This is a genomic window from Ruegeria sp. HKCCD7628 (assembly GCF_057221005.1).
Map to the genome: position 1 here is coordinate 373,152 of NZ_JBWVBA010000001.1, position 15,839 is coordinate 388,990.

The following is a 15,839-nucleotide window of genomic DNA, read 5'->3' on the forward strand; positions in this document are numbered from 1 at the left end:
GTGCTTAATCCTTGGGCAGTTGCGACTTAGATATCGAATTGAGCGTATATGAACAACAAAACGGCAGCTGAAAAGCCCGCAAAATCATCACTTGCTTAATTTTTAGGCGGGATAACGCGGGTGATTGCCTCTGCATTCACCGCACCCTAAACATTGCCCCGAATTTACCGGAGACACCGCCCATGACCACCGCAGCCATAATCGTTGCCGCAGGACGTGGCCTGCGCGCCGGAGGGGGTATCCCGAAACAATGGCGACCGCTAGGCGGACGCCGCGTCGCGGACTGGACGATTGAGCAGTTTCACGGGCAAGTCGATCACATCGTGCTGGTCTTGTCCCCCGAGGACAGCACCGCATGGGAAGAATTTGCCGCTTCAGATCTGATCCTGACCGCAGGTGGCGCAGATCGTCCGGGTTCGGTGCGCAATGGGCTGGCCGCCCTTAGCGATCTGGATGTGACCCGAGTTCTGATCCATGATGTCGCCCGTCCCTGTGTTAGCGCTCAGACTATTCACAACGTGTTGCAGGCGCTCGAAGCCAGCCCCGCTGCCGCCCCCGGCTTGGCAGTCACGGATGCGCTTTGGACCGGAGACGGACAAACGGTGACCGGCACGCAGGATCGCACCGGCCTTTTCGCCGCACAGACACCACAGGGCTTTCACTATAACACCATCGTCGCGGCCCATGCCGCTCATGCGGGCGGCGCGGCGGACGATGTCGAGGTTGCCCGCGCCGCAGGACTGGACGTGGCCATCGTGCCGGGCGACGCGGATAACATCAAAATCACAAGGCCCGAGGATTTTGCACGGGCGGAACGCATATTGGGAACGAATATGGATGTAAGGCTGGGCAACGGGTATGACGTGCATCGGTTTGGCGACGGGGATCATGTAATCCTGTGCGGCGTTCAGGTGCCGCATGATCGCGGCCTTCAGGGGCATTCGGACGCTGACGTGGGAATGCATGCCGTGACCGATGCGATCTATGGCGCTCTGGCGCAGGGAGATATCGGCCAACACTTCCCTCCCTCGGACCCGCAATGGAAAGGGGTCGCCAGCGAGATTTTCCTGCGCCACGCGGTCGAGCTGGCAGCGACGATGGGATACGCGATCTCGAATATCGATTGCACGCTGGTCTGCGAATACCCCAAGATCGGCCCGCATGCCGAGGCGATGCGGATCGAGATGGCCCGGATTATGGGGCTGCGGACCGATCAGGTCTCGGTCAAGGCGACAACGTCCGAACGGCTGGGCTTCACGGGCCGCAGCGAAGGCATTGCCTCGCTGGCTACAGCCTGCCTGGTGAAATCATGACCGCCGCGCGCCTGATCGGCACCGTCTGCGGTGTGGGCTATCTGCGCCCTGCGCCCGGCACATGGGGATCGCTCGCCGCCCTGCCCTTGGCGTGGGTCTTGCATACACTGGGTGGTTTCCCCCTGCTGATGATCGCCACGTTCGCGGTGTTCTTTGGCGGGCTCTGGGCGACCCGCTTGATGACCGCAGGGCAAGAGGACCACGACCCGTCCGAGATCGTCATAGATGAGGTCGCAGGCCAGTTCATCGCGCTTTGGGCGATCTCATACCCTTCATGGGCGCATGGGATCGAGATCACGGCGCTGTGGCCCGGCTGGGTTGCAGGGTTCCTGTTGTTCCGTCTGTTCGACATTACCAAACCGGGCCCGGTTGGCTGGGCCGACCGCAAGGGGGATGCGATGGGCGTGATGCTGGATGACGTGATCGCCGGGGTCTTTGCCGCCATCGGCGTCTTGATCCTGGCCGGGATCGCGCATGGGGTTTTGGGGCTATGACCGTCGCCGCGCTACTGGACCGCGCCAAGGCGCAAGGAGTGATGATCGCCACCGCCGAAAGTTGCACCGGGGGTATGGTCGCCGCGGCGCTGACTGACATCCCCGGCAGTTCGGCCGTGGTGGACCGAGGTTTCGTGACCTACACCAACGCCGCAAAACAGCAGATGTTGGGCGTACAGGCGGCGACTCTGGACGCGCACGGCGCGGTCTCGGAACAGGTTGCCCGCGAGATGGCTGAGGGCGCCCTGCAGCATTCCAACGCGCAACTGGCCGTATCGATCACCGGCATCGCGGGCCCCGGTGGGTCCGAGTTCAAACCCGAGGGGCGCGTCTGCTTCGGAATCGCCGCTACAGGGCAGCTGACCCAAACGCAAACCATCGAATTTGGTGCACTTGGCCGTGACGCCGTCCGGCTGGCCGCGCGCGATCACGCGCTGAATTTGTTGTCAGATGCGCTTTCTAATATCGCCTAATTTTTTCGCAACCCTGCAAACATGACGCACATTTAATCATCAATAAGACAAAAGCCCCATAAATAGGCGTCTTTTTTAACGATTGCCTCTTTTTTCCCCACCCGTGCTCCGCTTCAAGCCCCGCCACGCAAGCTGAAGAGGAGAGCGGCTGATGAATGGAGCCGATACCGCCTGGATCATAGTGGCAACCGCCTTGGTCCTGTTTATGACACTTCCGGGCCTGGCCCTGTTCTATGGTGGCCTCGTGCGCGCCCGCAACGTGCTGAGCGTTTTCATGCACTGTTTCAGCATCGCCTGCCTGATGAGCATCCTGTGGCTGGTCGCAGGCTATTCCATCGCGTTCGGCGACGGTGGATCTGGGCTGTGGGGCGGTCTGGGCAAGGCGTTTCTGAATGGGGTCGATGCAGACAGCCTGTCAGGCAACCTGCCTGAGGTTCTCTTTTTCGCGTTCCAGATGACCTTTGCCATCATCACGCCCGCGCTGATCGTAGGCGCATATGTGGAACGCGTGGGCTTTGGCTTTGTGCTGACCTTCTCGGGCCTGTGGATGTTGCTGTGCTATGCGCCGGTGGTGCATTGGATCTGGGGCGGCGGCATGCTGACCGATGGCGGCATTCTGGGAGAGGTCGGCGTGCGCGATTTCGCAGGCGGTATCGTGGTACATGAAACCGCCGGTCTGGCCGCGCTGATCATTGCCGTGGTGCTGGGCCCGCGCCGCAACCGCACGACGCCGCCGCACAATCCGGGTTTTGTCATGATCGGCGCCGCGATGCTGTGGGTCGGCTGGTTCGGCTTTAACGGCGGGTCGCAACTTGCCGCTGACGGGGGCGCCGCGATGGCGATGACCGTGACGCATATCTCGGCTGCAACCGCCTCGCTGACATGGGCACTTTACGAACGGATTAAATACGGTAAGGCGTCGATGGTCGGTCTGGTGACCGGTACGATCGCTGGTTTGGCCTCCATCACACCTGCCTCGGGCTATGTGGATCCGGTTCAGGCGCTGATCATCGGTGCCGTGGCTGGTGTGCTGTGCCAGGAAGCGGTGAATGTCATCCGCAACGTTCTGAAAATCGACGATACACTGGATGTGTTCGCCGTGCATGGCGTTGGGGGCATCTTTGGCACCATCATGATCGCCGTCTTTGGCCTAGGGGCCTGGACTGCACAGTTGGGTGGCCTGGTCATCGTTGGTGTCTTCACCGCCGTCGTGACCTTTGTGCTGATCAAACTGGTCGCTCTGATCACGCCGCTGCGTGTGGATGCCGAGACAGAAACCAATGGCCTCGACCTGTCGGTGCATGGTGAACGCGCCTATGACATGACAAGCTGATCGCGCGCCATACTAAACGTGCTAAGCGGGCCCCTTGCGGGTCCGCTTTTCTTTTGCCCGCCCTCTCGACTCTGGGGGGCACCGCGCGTTATCAGCCCGCAACCTGTTTTCAGCCCAGAGGTTTGCACCATGATCCCCAGCTCGTACCCCGACAGCACCGAAATCGCCCGCCTGACCGCGCGGATGCTGCTGGAGATCAAGGCCGTCCACTTCAATTCGCGCGAGCCGTTCACGCTGGCCTCGGGCCTGCCCAGCCCGACCTATATCGACTGCCGCAAGCTGATCTCATACCCGCGTATCCGCTCGACTCTGATGGATTTCCTGACGGTCACCGTGATGCGCGATGCCGGGTTCGAGGCGTTCGACAACATCGCCGGTGGCGAAACCGCAGGCATCCCCTTTGCCGCCATGGTCGCCGAGCGCATGGCCCTGCCGATGACCTATGTGCGCAAAAAGCCCAAAGGATACGGCCGCAACGCCCGTATCGAGGGCGCAATGTCCGAAGGTGAGCGCGTGCTGCTTGTCGAGGACCTGACCACCGATGGCGGGTCCAAGTTGTCTTTTGTGGATGCAATCCGCGAAACCGGCGCAACCTGCGGCCATACGGCGGTGATCTTCTACTATGGCATCTTCCCCGAGACCGAAAAGACGCTGGGCGACCACGGCGTGAAGCTGCATTCGCTGTGTACGTGGTGGGACGTTCTGGCCGAGGCCAAGGCGCAGAAAGCCTTTGACACTGAGACACTTGACGGGGTCGAGGCCTTCCTGAACGATCCGCGTGGATGGCAGGAAGCCAATAAATCCACATAAACCTCTTGTGGGTAATTTGGGGATAAGCCCGGAAGAATCGGTGCACCAAGCACGATATCTGGTGACTTTCCCCGCCTTTCCTACATAATAAGCGATACACATTCAGATATCCTATCTGTCTGGAAACTTATCCCTAGGTCTTACCCCAAGTTAACCACAGGGATTTCCAGATGGATTGGGACGGCCATTCGCGTGTAGAACCTCATCAGGGCAGTGGGGACAAAATGAACGAGATAAGCAGTATCGAGCAGGCAGCGGCGCAGATTCAGAACGCCGAAACCATGCCGCATTCCATTGAGGCTGAACAACAGCTTCTCGGTGCCATCCTGACGAACAACGATCTGTATGACCGGGTGGCCTCGATCATTGGGGCCGAGCATTTCTATGATCCGGTCCATGCCCGCATCTATGAGGTCGCGGCCAATCGCATCGCCAAGAATGCGCTGGCCTCGCCCGTGACGCTGAAATCCTTCATGGCCGAGGATGAGGGCCTGAAAGAGTTGGGTGGCCCCGCCTATCTGGTCAAACTGGCGGGTGCTTCGATCAGTGCGTTTGCGGTGCATGATTATGCCCAGATGATCTATGACCTCGCCATCCGGCGCGAATTGATCCGGCTGGGCCGCGACATCTCGGACAAGGCGGCACGGGTTGATGTGTCCAGCGAGCCCAAGGAACAGATCGTCGAGGCCGAGCAACAGCTTTACCAGTTATCCGAGCAGGGCCAGACCGAACAGGGATTTCAATCCTTCCTCAAGGCGGTCACAGAAGCCGTCAACGTCACCAACGAAGCGTATCAGCGCGGTGGCGGCATGGCGGGGATTTCCACCGGTCTGGCCGATTTGGACAAACAGCTTGGGGGCCTGCACCCGTCGGACCTGATCATTCTGGCCGGGCGTCCGTCGATGGGGAAAACCTCATTGGCGACCAACGTCGCGTTCAACGTGGCCAAGGCGTATAAGCGCGGCACCAAATCGGACGGGTCCGAAGGGGCTGTGGATGGCGGCGTGGTCGGATTCTTTTCTCTGGAGATGAGCGCGGAACAACTGGCCGGCCGGGTTCTGGCCGAAGCCTCTGAAATCTCAAGCCACAAGATCCGCCAAGGCGATATGACCGAGGCCGAGTTCCGCAGGTTCGTGGACGCCGCCAAAGAGTTGGAAGCCTGCCCGCTGTTCATCGACGACACCCCTGCCCTGCCGATCTCGCAGCTTGCCGCCCGCGCGCGGCGGCTCAAGCGAACGCATGGGCTGGATCTGTTGGTGATCGACTATCTGCAGCTGTGCCGGGGCATGTCCGACAACCGCGTCAACGAAATTGCCGAAATTTCGATGGGCATGAAGGCCATCGCCAAGGAGTTGAATATCCCGGTGATCGCCCTGTCTCAGCTCTCGCGTCAGGTGGAAAGTCGCGACGACAAGCGCCCGCAACTGTCTGACCTGCGGGAATCGGGCTCGATCGAACAGGACGCCGACGTTGTGATGTTCGTGTTCCGCGAGGAATACTACAAAGAGCGTGAAAAGCCCGGCGATCATGAGCTGGAAAAAATGGAAGAGTGGAAGCAGGCCATGGACCGCCTGCATGGCAAGGCCGAAGTCATTGTCGGCAAGCAGCGTCACGGCCCCATCGGCACGGTCGAACTGTCGTTTGAGGCGCAGTTCACTCGCTTTGGCAACCTGGTCAAACCCTGGCAGCAGGACGGCCAGATCGAAGGCTACTGACAGTCACCACAACCCGGGCTGATCGAAGGCTGGCAGACAGCGCGATGGCCCGGCTATTGGCCTAAATTCCTTGGTGTTCAGCGATTGGCCAAGCCACCCATGCGGCTGGCTCAGATCGTGGGGCGGTCGCGCGAACTCTGGTGTCATCGACTGAAACCCCGACTTACCGTAATAGGCCGGGTCACCATAAGTCACCGCGACCTCGGCCCCTGCTTGGCGAACCTGTTCCAACCCGTACGCGATCAACTTCTGCCCGATCCCTTGCTTCTGACGATCTGTAGCAACCGCAACCGGGGACATCAGCACCACCTTGCGCGGGTCTTCGTCATAGGTCAGGCGAGAAAAGAAAATGCACCCGCACAGGCGCTCGGATGTATGCACTGTCACGCACAGCAAATCATCGGCCTCAGTGGTCTTGATCAGTGCAACAGTCAGCGCCTTCAACGCTTCGCCTTCGTCCGAGCCTTCGGATGCGCTGAAAACGGCCCGGAAGAACTCGGGGATTTCGGCTTCCATGCCAGTAACACCTGATGAAAACTGCACAAATTCTACTCCTGCCGACGCTCAGGATGAGCGTAAATGATTCTCGCACCAATCTTGTGTTGATGACGCAGTGAAAACAATAAGCCCTGATCTTTTCGGCGCATAGGTTCCTTGTTTGCCATACTGACAAGCCATTCCTCGCCCACGTTCCCGTCAAACCGGCAATAAACGGTGCGTACCCCCTTGACCTGCAGCGATCCAATGTCATGAACAGTTCCATGAGTACCGCACGTCTGACGATCAACCTGCATGCGCTCGCCAGCAACTGGCGCGCACTAGATACGAAAACGAATGTCGAGACCGGCGCCGTGGTCAAGGCAGACGCCTATGGCTTGGGTGCGGGTCCTGTCTGTGACACCCTCGCCGAAGAAGGTGTTCGCAAGTTCTTTGTTGCCGTCGCCGAAGAAGGCGCAGCCGTCCGCGAAGCTGTTGGCCCAGGTCCGATGATCGGCGTCTTCTCAGGGCATATGGAAGGCGATACCGAACTGCTGCGCGGGAACGACCTGACACCTTTGCTGAACTCGCCCGAGCAGTTTCTGCGCCACGAACAAAGCCTGCCCTCGCATTCATTTGGCATCCAGCTCGACAGCGGCATGAACCGACTTGGCTTTGAACCATCCGATTGGGCCGAGCTGCGCACGCGGGTTGAGGATCTGAACCCGGTGGTTGTTATGTCGCATCTGGCTTGCTCGGACGAGCCGGATCACCCGATGAACCGGCAACAACTAAAGACTTTCCGTGATATAACTGATGGAGTCTCGGCCCAACGGTCCTTGGCTGCGACCGGAGGGTTACTTTTGGGGCCGGAATTCCATTTCGACTTCTGCCGACCCGGTGTTGGTCTGTACGGTGGTCTGCCTTTTGCCGACGCGAAACCTGTGGTGACTGTGGACCTGCCCGTCATTCAGGTCCGCGAGTTGGCCGAGGGCGAGACTGTTGGCTACGGCAACAGTTGGACCGCGCGCCGTCCGTCACGTATCGCGACCGTTGCAGCGGGCTATGCTGACGGTCTGCACCGCGCGATCGGGGGCGGCATTGATGCGTTCGCAGGTGGTCAACCCTGCCCCGTCGTTGGGCGTATCTCCATGGATCTGATCACCGTGGATGTCACTGATTTGCCTGAGGACCCAGAACGAATGCGCATTCTCAACGGCCACCAGACCGTAGACGACCTCGCCGAGGCCGCAGGCACTATCGGCTACGAGATCCTCACGTCGCTCGGTGCGCGCTATTCCCGAGGTTACGTGGAATGAACCCTTTGAGACTGCTGGGCGGTATAGGCCGTGCCGTCCTGACTGTGTTTGCCACCTTTGGAAAGGTGGCACTGTTTACAGTGGATGCGCTATCGCACGTCTTCCGCCCTCCGTTTTATCCACGCGAATTTGTCGTTGCGCTGATGAATATCGGTTGGCTTTCTCTGCCCGTGGTCGGCCTGACCGCCATTTTTACCGGCGGCGCGTTGGCGCTGCAAATCTATGCTGGCGGCGCCCGTTTCAACGCCGAGGCCGTGGTACCTCAGATCGTGGCCATCGGCATGGTACGCGAGCTGGGACCAGTTCTTGGTGGTCTGATGATCGCGGCACGCGTGACCTCTTCTATCGCGGCCGAGATCGCAACGATGAAAGTGACCGAACAAATCGACGCGCTAGTCACCCTGTCCACGCACCCGATGAAATACTTAACCGCACCGCGTGTTCTGGCAGCCATATTGACCGTGCCAGTGCTTGTTGCCGTGGGCGACGTGATCGGCATCGCAGGCGGCTATGTGGTTGCCACTCAGAACCTAGGTTTCAACTCTGCCGCTTACCTTCAGAACACGGTCAATTTTCTGGAATTGCACGACGTGATTTCATCGCTGGTCAAAGGTGCTACGTTTGGCCTCATCACGGCCGTGATGGGCTGCTACTATGGCATGAACTCGGGCCGCGGCGCGCAGGGCGTGGGCCGTGCGACCAAATCCTCGGTCGAAGCGGCGGCGATCATGATCCTGGCCGCCAACTTCATTCTCACAGGGGTGTTCTTTTCGGTATGATACGGCTGGAGAATGTACACAAAGCCTTCGGTGATAACCGAGTCCTGCAAGGCATGAACCTCGATATCCCCAAGGGCACGTCGATGGTGATCATAGGCGGTTCGGGAACCGGAAAGTCTGTGGCGCTGAAATGCGTTCTCGGGTTGATCAAACCCGACAGCGGCATGATCTATGTGGATGGCAAGGATGCCGCAACAGGCGACCGCGATGCATTTTTGGCCCGGTTCGGGATGCTGTTTCAGGGGGCGGCTCTGTTTGACTCTCTGCCCGTCTGGCAGAACGTCTCGTTCCGTCTGCTGCGCGGCCCGCTCAAGCGCCCCGCGGAATATGCCCGCGAGATCGCGATTGATAAACTGAGGCGTGTGGGCCTGAAATCGGACGTTGCCGACCGGTTCCCTTCGGAACTGTCGGGCGGGATGCAAAAACGCGTGGGCCTTGCCCGTGCCATCGCTGCCGAGCCCGAGATCATTTTCTTTGACGAGCCCACCACCGGGCTGGACCCGATCATGTCCGGCGTCATCAACGACCTGATCCGCGAGATCGTGACCGAGATGGGCGCAACGGCCATGACCATCACCCACGATATGAGTTCCGTCCGCGCCATTGCCGATAATGTGGCGATGCTGCACGGAGGCGTCATACAGTGGACTGGCCCTGTTGAGCAGATGGATGCGTCGGGTGATCCCTATGTCGAGCAGTTCATCAGTGGCAGTGCTGAGGGGCCGATTGAGGCGGTGCGTTAATCGCCTTCCCGCTGCCGTTCGCTTTTCAATTGGTCATAAGCCCGTTTAGCGTAGTCATACCTCAGCAAGTAGTGCCCACTAGCAACTACAATGTCCGGAGCCTGAATTCGGATTGCATCCAGTGTTTGCGTCAAATGTGTTCCCGAAACTGGTATATATTCGGGATCTTCGCCAGAAAACTTGTTGTAAATCCGTCCTCCAAACCAATTGGCCCTTTGTCTAGCACGGTTCGTTTTGTACAACCGGAAATGCAGCACTTCAAAAAGCTGCTCCCGGTCGAAGGGCAATCTGTCAGCAACCGAACTGCCGGCGGACAGAAGAGCGCCTAGTCCTCCTGTCGACGCATTAGAGACACCTTTGCTCAGTGCAGACGGACCGTATACAATTTTTGTCACAGGATCAGGCAATACAACTCCAAGAAGAATGACTAAGCCCCAAAACACTTAAACATAGACAATTGCGACCTCAATGAAAAACTTGCGACTGGATTTGTCGGCCCATAGGTGTTGGCAACAAGAACCGGATTTACCAATGCAATGACCCTCCGCCTCGCAACCCTCTCGCTCCTGATCCTCTACCCCATCGCATGGTTCGCCCCGCTGATGCGCGCGGGCCTCCTGCCGATCTTCGGCCTAAGCGAAATCAGCGTCATCACTGGCCTGCAATCGCTCTGGAAATCCGATATCTTCCTCGCACTGGTCGTCACCGTCTTCGCGCTCTTCGCGCCTTACGTCAAAACCATCGGCACCGCACTGATCCAATGGAACCTGCTGGACCCGCGCGTCCAGCCCGCGCTCAACATCCTCGGCAAGCTGGCCATGGCCGATATTTTCCTGATCGCGCTCTACATCACGCTGGCCAAGGGCATCTCTTACGCGACCATCGAAACCGCATGGGGTCTCTACCTGTTTACAGGCTGCATTCTGGCTTCACTGGCATTGGGACATATTACAGAGATGACATCCGCCTCACGAAAAGCTTAAAGCTAATTGATTGAAAACATTTACCCAAGTATCATCTTAATATTTCGAGCAGCAACAAATAGTAGTTTTCGGGTCCGTGGCGGATCTCTGTCTGTAAGTTAAGTCTACTCCGCTTCGGCTCCGGTGTGTTCCGGTTCTAGAAGGAGATCGACAACCATGGCCGCCCTCCAAAACATAACATTGCAATTTCAGAATGCCTTTTTAAGACTGACCTTTATCGTAATCTGCGCGGCTGCGCTTGCGGCCGTGACGACCACCGCCTTATCGGCATTTGGGGTCCTGCCCTGGCTGTCCATGCAAGCCGGATTCGGCACCACACCGGCTATAGATGCGGGCATGTTTATCCAGATCGGATTGACCGCACTGATTCTCATGCTGGCCTTCTATCTGCCCGCAAACGGTCGAATGATGGCGCTTGAGAATGCGCATCGCAAGTTCGCGATGAACATGCATGACATCACCTACGCCTACCAAATGGCCCATGCTGCGGACCGAGGTGACACGTTCATGATGTCGTCTGAATTCGACGCGGTCAAAGAGCGTATTGCCTTTCTGCGTCAACATCCCGACCTCCAATCGCTGGAGCCGGAAATCCTCGAACTGGCCGCGCAAATGAGCCAGATCAGCCACGAACTCGCCGTCACCTACAGCGACGAACGCGTGGCGCGGGCACGTACGTTCCTCCAGCAGCGCCAAGAAGAGATCGAGCAATTCCAACAGCGCATCGGTGACGCGCAAATCATCCAGCAAGAATTGCGGCAATGGACCCGCGATGTCGAGATCGAGGAGTCCATCGCCAAATCGCAACTCGCCCGCCTACGTGACGAATTGTTCGACCTGTTGCCCGAGTTGTCCACGCAACTGCAATCGCAGTCGGACGAGCACAAGTCCACCGAATCCAGTGTCATCGCGATGTCGCCCCCTCGCGCCGCTGAATAGGCGCCACAGGCGCCCGCCGCGGACGATGGCCCGCAGGGCTTGAGGACGTGGCGCGCCACCGGCGGCGATGAAAGCCCGCAAGGGCTTGAAGAACCGCCCTACCTAAGGCACCAAGGGCCGCATGGCAAAGACGACTTTTTCATGCTCGGCCTGTGGCGCCACGCATTCCCGCTGGTCCGGCCGCTGTGACGGCTGCGGCGAGTGGAACACGATCATACAAGAAGCCCCCCTTTCGGCTGGCCCGGCCAAGAAATCCCTCGGCGGCAAGCGGGGCCAGACCATCGCACTCACGGACCTGTCGACCGAGGAAACCCCTCCGCCTCGCACATTGTGTGGGGTCGAGGAATTGGATCGCGTGCTGGGCGGTGGCCTTGTCCCCGCCTCGGCCCTGCTGGTGGGCGGAGATCCAGGCATCGGCAAATCCACCCTTCTGTTGCAAGCCGCCGCACGGTTTGCTCGTGCTGGCGTCAAGACCATCTATGTCTCGGGCGAGGAAGCCAGCGCCCAGGTGCGGATGCGCGCCCGCCGTCTGGGACTGGAGGACGCGCCGGTGCAACTCGCGGCCGAAACAAACCTGCGCAACATCCTTACCACGCTTGAAGCGGAAAAACCCAGCCTTGCCATTATCGACTCGATTCAGACCATGTGGGCCGACAATGTCGACAGCGCCCCCGGATCGGTGTCACAAGTAAGGGCAGCAGCGCATGAATTGACCACGTTTGCGAAACGACATGGCATTTCGATCATCATGGTCGGCCATGTAACCAAAGAGGGTCAGATCGCAGGCCCCCGTGTCGTCGAACACATGGTTGACACTGTGCTCTATTTTGAAGGGGAACGTGGCCATCAGTTCCGTATCCTGCGTGCGGTGAAGAACCGTTTTGGTCCTGCGGACGAGATCGGCGTTTTCGAAATGACGGGTAAAGGACTGGCCCAGGTCACGAACCCCTCTGCCTTGTTTTTGTCCGAGCGCGGAACACCCAGCCCTGGCTCGGCGGTATTTGCCGGAATCGAAGGAACGCGCCCGGTTTTGGTTGAATTACAAGCACTTGTCGCGCCATCTCCACATTCGCAACCGCGTCGCACGGTCGTCGGGTGGGACAACGGTAGACTTGCTATGATACTGGCGGTGCTAGAAGCCCGCTGTGGCGTCCCCTTCACTGGTTTGGACGTATATCTAAACGTTGCAGGCGGACTAAAAATCAGCGAGCCGGCGGCCGACCTTGCCGTTGCCGCAGCTTTGCTGAGCGCGCGCGAGGATACAGCTCTGCCTTCAGACACCGTTGTATTCGGGGAAATCTCTCTGTCAGGTGCCCTAAGACCAGCTGCACAAACCGAAAATAGGTTGAAAGAAGCCCAGAAACTTGGTTTCACATCAGCCATAGCTCCGGCAGGTGGCAAAACTGGCACTGTGGCAGGTCTGACACTCACCCGCCCCTCTGATTTGGTAGGGTTTGTTGGCGAAACCTTCGGAGCAGGTTAAGGTAACGCCTTAAGAGGCTGAAAAAATTACAGGCGAGGGCCATGGAAGGTTTTACAATTATTGACGGGGTGGTTGCCCTGATCATCGTGGTGTCGGGCCTTCTGGCCTATTCCCGCGGTTTGTTGCGTGAGATTCTGGCGATTGCGGGATGGGTCGCCGCCGCGGTTCTGGCCTTTATTTTTGCACCTCAAGCGGTGCCATTGGTGAAAGAGATTCCGGTCGTCGGAGATTTCCTGCAAGACAGTTGTGAATTGTCTGTTATCACCGGTTTTGCGGCGGTCTTTGCGGTGGCGCTGATCGTGGTCAGCATCTTCACCCCTCTATTTTCGTCGCTTGTGCAACGCTCAGCCCTGGGTGGTTTGGATCAAGCACTTGGCTTCTTCTTCGGGATCGCGCGCGGCATCCTGCTGGTCGCAATCGCATTCTTTGTCTACGATACCGTCATGACAGGTCAGTCATATACGATCGTCGATGAAAGCCGCTCGGCCAAGGTGTTTGAACAGTTCAGCGGTCAGATCGAAGAACAGAACCCCGAAGAAGCGCTCGGTTGGGTGACACGCCAATACGAGGAGTTGGTGGCAAGCTGCACAGAAGGCGGCGAGGTCACACCCGAAGCCGCCCCGGCAACCACAGAATAAGCGAAAAGCCCGGCATGGACCGGGCTTTTTTTTGGGCAAGACTGTATTGCTCAGGTGAACCCTTCACCCGCACAGACCGTGCATTTGATGTTTTTGAGCCCAAAACACCCGGTACACCGTGTAAAGATTGGTTTTCCGTGAATGTCTCGGCTTTTGACAACTTCGCCCGCGCCGTTGCAAATCGGACAAGGAGACCGACCCATGCCACGGCATCGGTGACATCTGCGTTTTGGCTGTGTTTCTTTTTTTTGTCCTTGTTTGTGTTGCCACATGGGTAGGTCCGTCCGAATGGTATCAAAACAGAAAATTGGTAATCACAGAAATGACAGCACATGCGGCCTGACCTGTCACTGTTTGAAGCGCAATTCCCGCAAAAACCACCTGCGTCAAATCGCAATTGTGATCCTTTGATGACACAGGCACCGTAAGGCATTATGTGAGAGCCGAACTGACATGGAATCGGAGCTGCCGATCTTGCTGTATCTGTTTTCTCACGTGCCCGCCCCTGCAAAGGACAAAGCGCGCGCATTCAACGCCTGTCAGGCGATCGAGTCCTCAGATACTGCCATCCAGCACCACCAGTCACCGAAACCTCTCAAATCGTCATAGAAAATTGGAGCCCGTACATGTGTGGGATTTTGGGGATCGCAAGCAGGACACATGATGTCTTTGCGGAAATCTATGACGGGCTGCTGATGCTGCAGCACCGGGGGCAAGACGCCTCGGGGATCGTCACATATACCGGAGAGTTCTTCCGAGAGAAAAAGGCCAACGGTCTGGTCAAAGACGTGTTCAACGCCAAGGACGCAGAAACCTTGCTGGGCAAAGTTGGCATGGGCCATGTACGCTATCCGACCGCAGGCTCGCTCAGCGCGGCCGAGGCACAGCCTTTTTTCGTCAATGCGCCCTACGGCATCTATCTGGTCCATAACGGCAACATCACCAACACCGCCGAACAGCGCGAAAAGGTGACCGCTAAATACAGCCGCCACCTGCGCACCACTTCGGATTCCGAGATCCTGCTGAACGTGCTGGCCGACAAGGTCGCCGATGCGATCAAGGTTAACGGCAATGCAGAACCGATCCGCAACCTGTTTGCCGGCGTCAAGATGACAATGGAGCGGGTACAGGGCGCCTATTCGGTGATCTGTCTTGTCGCAGGCGTCGGAATGCTGGCCTTCCGTGATCCCTATGGCATCCGACCGCTTTCGGTCGCCAAGCGTGATGTGGATGGAAAGGGTGACGACTATGCCTTTGCCTCTGAGGATGTGGCCTTTGGCATCAACGGCTTTGACAAACTACGCGATGTGAAACCCGGCGAGGCGATCTTGATCGATCTGGACGGCAACATGCACACATTCCAGGCGGTTGATGGGCAACTGACGCCCTGCATTTTCGAGTATGTTTATCTGGCGCGTCCGGATTCGCTGCTGGATGGGGTTTCGGTTTACAAAACCCAAATGCGCATGGGTCAAACACTGGCCCGACAGATCGAGGCCGCCGGTCTGGATATCGACCGCATTATTCCTGTGCCGGACAGCGCCCGTCCCGTCGCGCTGGAGGTCGCCAAGGCAACTGGCATCCCATACCGCGAGGGTTTGGTAAAGAACCGCTATGTGGGCCGGACCTTCATCATGCCCGGTCAGGAAGAGCGTCAAAAATCTGTGCGCCGCAAGCTGAACGCGGTTCCGTTGGAGTTCAAAGGTCACAACGTGCTGCTGATCGACGATTCCATTGTGCGCGGCAACACGATCAAGAAAATCGTGCAGATGTGCCGCGAGGCCGGAGCGAAGAAAGTCTATATCGCCAGCGCCTCGCCGCCTGTGAAGTATCCCAATGTCTATGGCATCGACATGCCCACCAAGCATGAGCTGGTCGCTAATGGCAAGGATATTGAAGAAATCCGGCAGGAACTGGGCGCGGATGCATTGTTTTATCAAAACCTCGACGATCTGATCTGGGCGGCCAAGGAAGGAAACCCCGAGATCGAGGCTTTTGACTGTTCGTGTTTCGACGGTAATTACATCACTGGCAGCGTCAGTGGGGATTACCTGGACACGCTGGAAAACAGCAGCCGCGTCAGCAAAAAACGCGAGGATATGCAGGTACCCGGCGGATCGTGGAACGCCGCAAAACTGGCCTCGGGTTAGTTTATCTACCGAATCGGTAATGACGAAGGCCCGCGTCACTGAAGTGATGCGGGCTTTCTTTTTGCCCGTGCATACTGGATCGGTGGGTTTTCGCCCACAACTCTGCGGCGAAGAAAACGTAAGCTCAAGGGCTTCTCCACGGGCACATTCGCTGTCGTTTTCGTGATCCCCCAAGGGGGTTTTTCTTACT

The 15,839-nt window shown here is 58.1% G+C and carries 15 protein-coding genes; 14 read left to right on the plus strand and 1 reads right to left on the minus strand.

Annotation, left to right across the window (positions count from 1 at the left end; all coding sequences use genetic code 11):
• The first annotated feature begins 182 nt into the window (after positions 1-182).
• From AC2TAD_RS01825 to AC2TAD_RS01850, 6 genes are all read left to right on the plus strand, one after another.
• Positions 183-1,313, plus strand: coding sequence for a bifunctional 2-C-methyl-D-erythritol 4-phosphate cytidylyltransferase/2-C-methyl-D-erythritol 2,4-cyclodiphosphate synthase (locus tag AC2TAD_RS01825; protein WP_480865667.1), 1,131 nt, complete (start codon positions 183-185; stop codon positions 1,311-1,313).
• Complete coding sequence (locus AC2TAD_RS01830) at positions 1,310-1,807, plus strand: phosphatidylglycerophosphatase A family protein (RefSeq protein WP_480865668.1); 498 nt, start codon at positions 1,310-1,312, stop codon at positions 1,805-1,807. Before AC2TAD_RS01825 ends, AC2TAD_RS01830 begins: the two co-directional genes overlap by 4 nt.
• The gene (locus tag AC2TAD_RS01835; RefSeq protein WP_480865669.1) at positions 1,804-2,280 is read left to right on the plus strand and encodes a CinA family protein; all 477 of its coding nucleotides are present in this window, start codon (positions 1,804-1,806) and stop codon (positions 2,278-2,280) included. The genes AC2TAD_RS01830 and AC2TAD_RS01835 overlap by 4 nt, the downstream gene beginning before the upstream one ends.
• A gap of 151 nt (positions 2,281-2,431) precedes the next feature.
• Positions 2,432-3,613 carry an ammonium transporter gene (locus tag AC2TAD_RS01840; RefSeq protein WP_480865670.1) on the plus strand — a complete coding sequence of 394 codons (1,182 nt, stop codon included), beginning with the start codon at positions 2,432-2,434 and terminating at the stop codon, positions 3,611-3,613.
• A gap of 129 nt (positions 3,614-3,742) precedes the next feature.
• Positions 3,743-4,423 carry an orotate phosphoribosyltransferase gene (locus AC2TAD_RS01845; RefSeq protein ID WP_353390088.1) on the plus strand — a complete coding sequence of 227 codons (681 nt, stop codon included), beginning with the start codon at positions 3,743-3,745 and terminating at the stop codon, positions 4,421-4,423.
• A 224-nt stretch (positions 4,424-4,647) separates the two neighbouring features.
• Positions 4,648-6,138 carry a replicative DNA helicase gene (locus AC2TAD_RS01850; RefSeq protein WP_170354353.1) on the plus strand — a complete coding sequence of 497 codons (1,491 nt, stop codon included), beginning with the start codon at positions 4,648-4,650 and terminating at the stop codon, positions 6,136-6,138.
• Positions 6,139-6,141: 3 nt separating this feature from the next.
• Here the strand turns inward: AC2TAD_RS01850 and AC2TAD_RS01855 are convergent, their stop codons facing one another.
• Entirely contained in the window at positions 6,142-6,681 is a 540-nt protein-coding gene (locus AC2TAD_RS01855) for a GNAT family N-acetyltransferase (RefSeq protein WP_480865671.1), read from the minus strand.
• 218 nt (positions 6,682-6,899) lie between these two features.
• Here AC2TAD_RS01855 and alr point away from each other — a divergent pair, with 218 nt between their 5' ends.
• The 8 genes from alr to purF all read left to right on the plus strand — a co-directional run bounded on the left by alr (position 6,900) and on the right by purF (position 15,649).
• A complete protein-coding gene (alr, locus tag AC2TAD_RS01860; protein WP_480865672.1) occupies positions 6,900-7,934 on the plus strand; it encodes an alanine racemase in 1,035 nt (344 codons plus the stop codon).
• Positions 7,931-8,713: an MlaE family ABC transporter permease gene (locus tag AC2TAD_RS01865; protein ID WP_480865673.1), complete on the plus strand. Its 783-nt coding sequence runs from the start codon at positions 7,931-7,933 to the stop codon at positions 8,711-8,713. The genes alr and AC2TAD_RS01865 overlap by 4 nt, the downstream gene beginning before the upstream one ends.
• Positions 8,710-9,456, plus strand: coding sequence for an ABC transporter ATP-binding protein (locus tag AC2TAD_RS01870; RefSeq protein WP_170724251.1), 747 nt, complete (start codon positions 8,710-8,712; stop codon positions 9,454-9,456). Before AC2TAD_RS01865 ends, AC2TAD_RS01870 begins: the two co-directional genes overlap by 4 nt.
• Positions 9,457-9,992: 536 nt before the next feature.
• Complete coding sequence (locus AC2TAD_RS01875; protein ID WP_170752820.1) at positions 9,993-10,439, plus strand: paraquat-inducible protein A; 447 nt, start codon at positions 9,993-9,995, stop codon at positions 10,437-10,439.
• Positions 10,440-10,595: 156 nt separating this feature from the next.
• A complete protein-coding gene (locus AC2TAD_RS01880; protein ID WP_480865674.1) occupies positions 10,596-11,378 on the plus strand; it encodes a DNA repair protein in 783 nt (260 codons plus the stop codon).
• A 121-nt stretch (positions 11,379-11,499) separates the two neighbouring features.
• Complete coding sequence (radA, locus tag AC2TAD_RS01885) at positions 11,500-12,861, plus strand: DNA repair protein RadA (protein ID WP_480865675.1); 1,362 nt, start codon at positions 11,500-11,502, stop codon at positions 12,859-12,861.
• A 41-nt stretch (positions 12,862-12,902) separates the two neighbouring features.
• Complete coding sequence (locus tag AC2TAD_RS01890) at positions 12,903-13,499, plus strand: CvpA family protein (protein ID WP_170354361.1); 597 nt, start codon at positions 12,903-12,905, stop codon at positions 13,497-13,499.
• A 626-nt stretch (positions 13,500-14,125) separates the two neighbouring features.
• Complete coding sequence (gene purF, locus AC2TAD_RS01895; protein ID WP_170354362.1) at positions 14,126-15,649, plus strand: amidophosphoribosyltransferase; 1,524 nt, start codon at positions 14,126-14,128, stop codon at positions 15,647-15,649.
• Positions 15,650-15,839: the final 190 nt, after the last annotated feature.

What these genes read in the sequence shown, in the direction of transcription:
- AC2TAD_RS01880 (WP_480865674.1), top strand. Translation starts at nt 10,596, where the DNA reads ATGGCCGCCCTCCAAAACATAACATTGCAATTTCAGAATGCCTTTTTA.
- AC2TAD_RS01870 (WP_170724251.1), top strand. Translation starts at nt 8,710, where the DNA reads ATGATACGGCTGGAGAATGTACACAAAGCCTTCGGTGATAACCGAGTC.
- AC2TAD_RS01865 (WP_480865673.1), top strand. Translation starts at nt 7,931, where the DNA reads ATGAACCCTTTGAGACTGCTGGGCGGTATAGGCCGTGCCGTCCTGACT.
- purF (WP_170354362.1), top strand. Translation starts at nt 14,126, where the DNA reads ATGTGTGGGATTTTGGGGATCGCAAGCAGGACACATGATGTCTTTGCG.
- AC2TAD_RS01845 (WP_353390088.1), top strand. Translation starts at nt 3,743, where the DNA reads ATGATCCCCAGCTCGTACCCCGACAGCACCGAAATCGCCCGCCTGACC.
- AC2TAD_RS01840 (WP_480865670.1), top strand. Translation starts at nt 2,432, where the DNA reads ATGAATGGAGCCGATACCGCCTGGATCATAGTGGCAACCGCCTTGGTC.
- AC2TAD_RS01830 (WP_480865668.1), top strand. Translation starts at nt 1,310, where the DNA reads ATGACCGCCGCGCGCCTGATCGGCACCGTCTGCGGTGTGGGCTATCTG.
- AC2TAD_RS01825 (WP_480865667.1), top strand. Translation starts at nt 183, where the DNA reads ATGACCACCGCAGCCATAATCGTTGCCGCAGGACGTGGCCTGCGCGCC.
- AC2TAD_RS01835 (WP_480865669.1), top strand. Translation starts at nt 1,804, where the DNA reads ATGACCGTCGCCGCGCTACTGGACCGCGCCAAGGCGCAAGGAGTGATG.
- alr (WP_480865672.1), top strand. Translation starts at nt 6,900, where the DNA reads ATGAGTACCGCACGTCTGACGATCAACCTGCATGCGCTCGCCAGCAAC.
- AC2TAD_RS01875 (WP_170752820.1), top strand. Translation starts at nt 9,993, where the DNA reads ATGACCCTCCGCCTCGCAACCCTCTCGCTCCTGATCCTCTACCCCATC.
- AC2TAD_RS01890 (WP_170354361.1), top strand. Translation starts at nt 12,903, where the DNA reads ATGGAAGGTTTTACAATTATTGACGGGGTGGTTGCCCTGATCATCGTG.
- AC2TAD_RS01850 (WP_170354353.1), top strand. Translation starts at nt 4,648, where the DNA reads ATGAACGAGATAAGCAGTATCGAGCAGGCAGCGGCGCAGATTCAGAAC.
- radA (WP_480865675.1), top strand. Translation starts at nt 11,500, where the DNA reads ATGGCAAAGACGACTTTTTCATGCTCGGCCTGTGGCGCCACGCATTCC.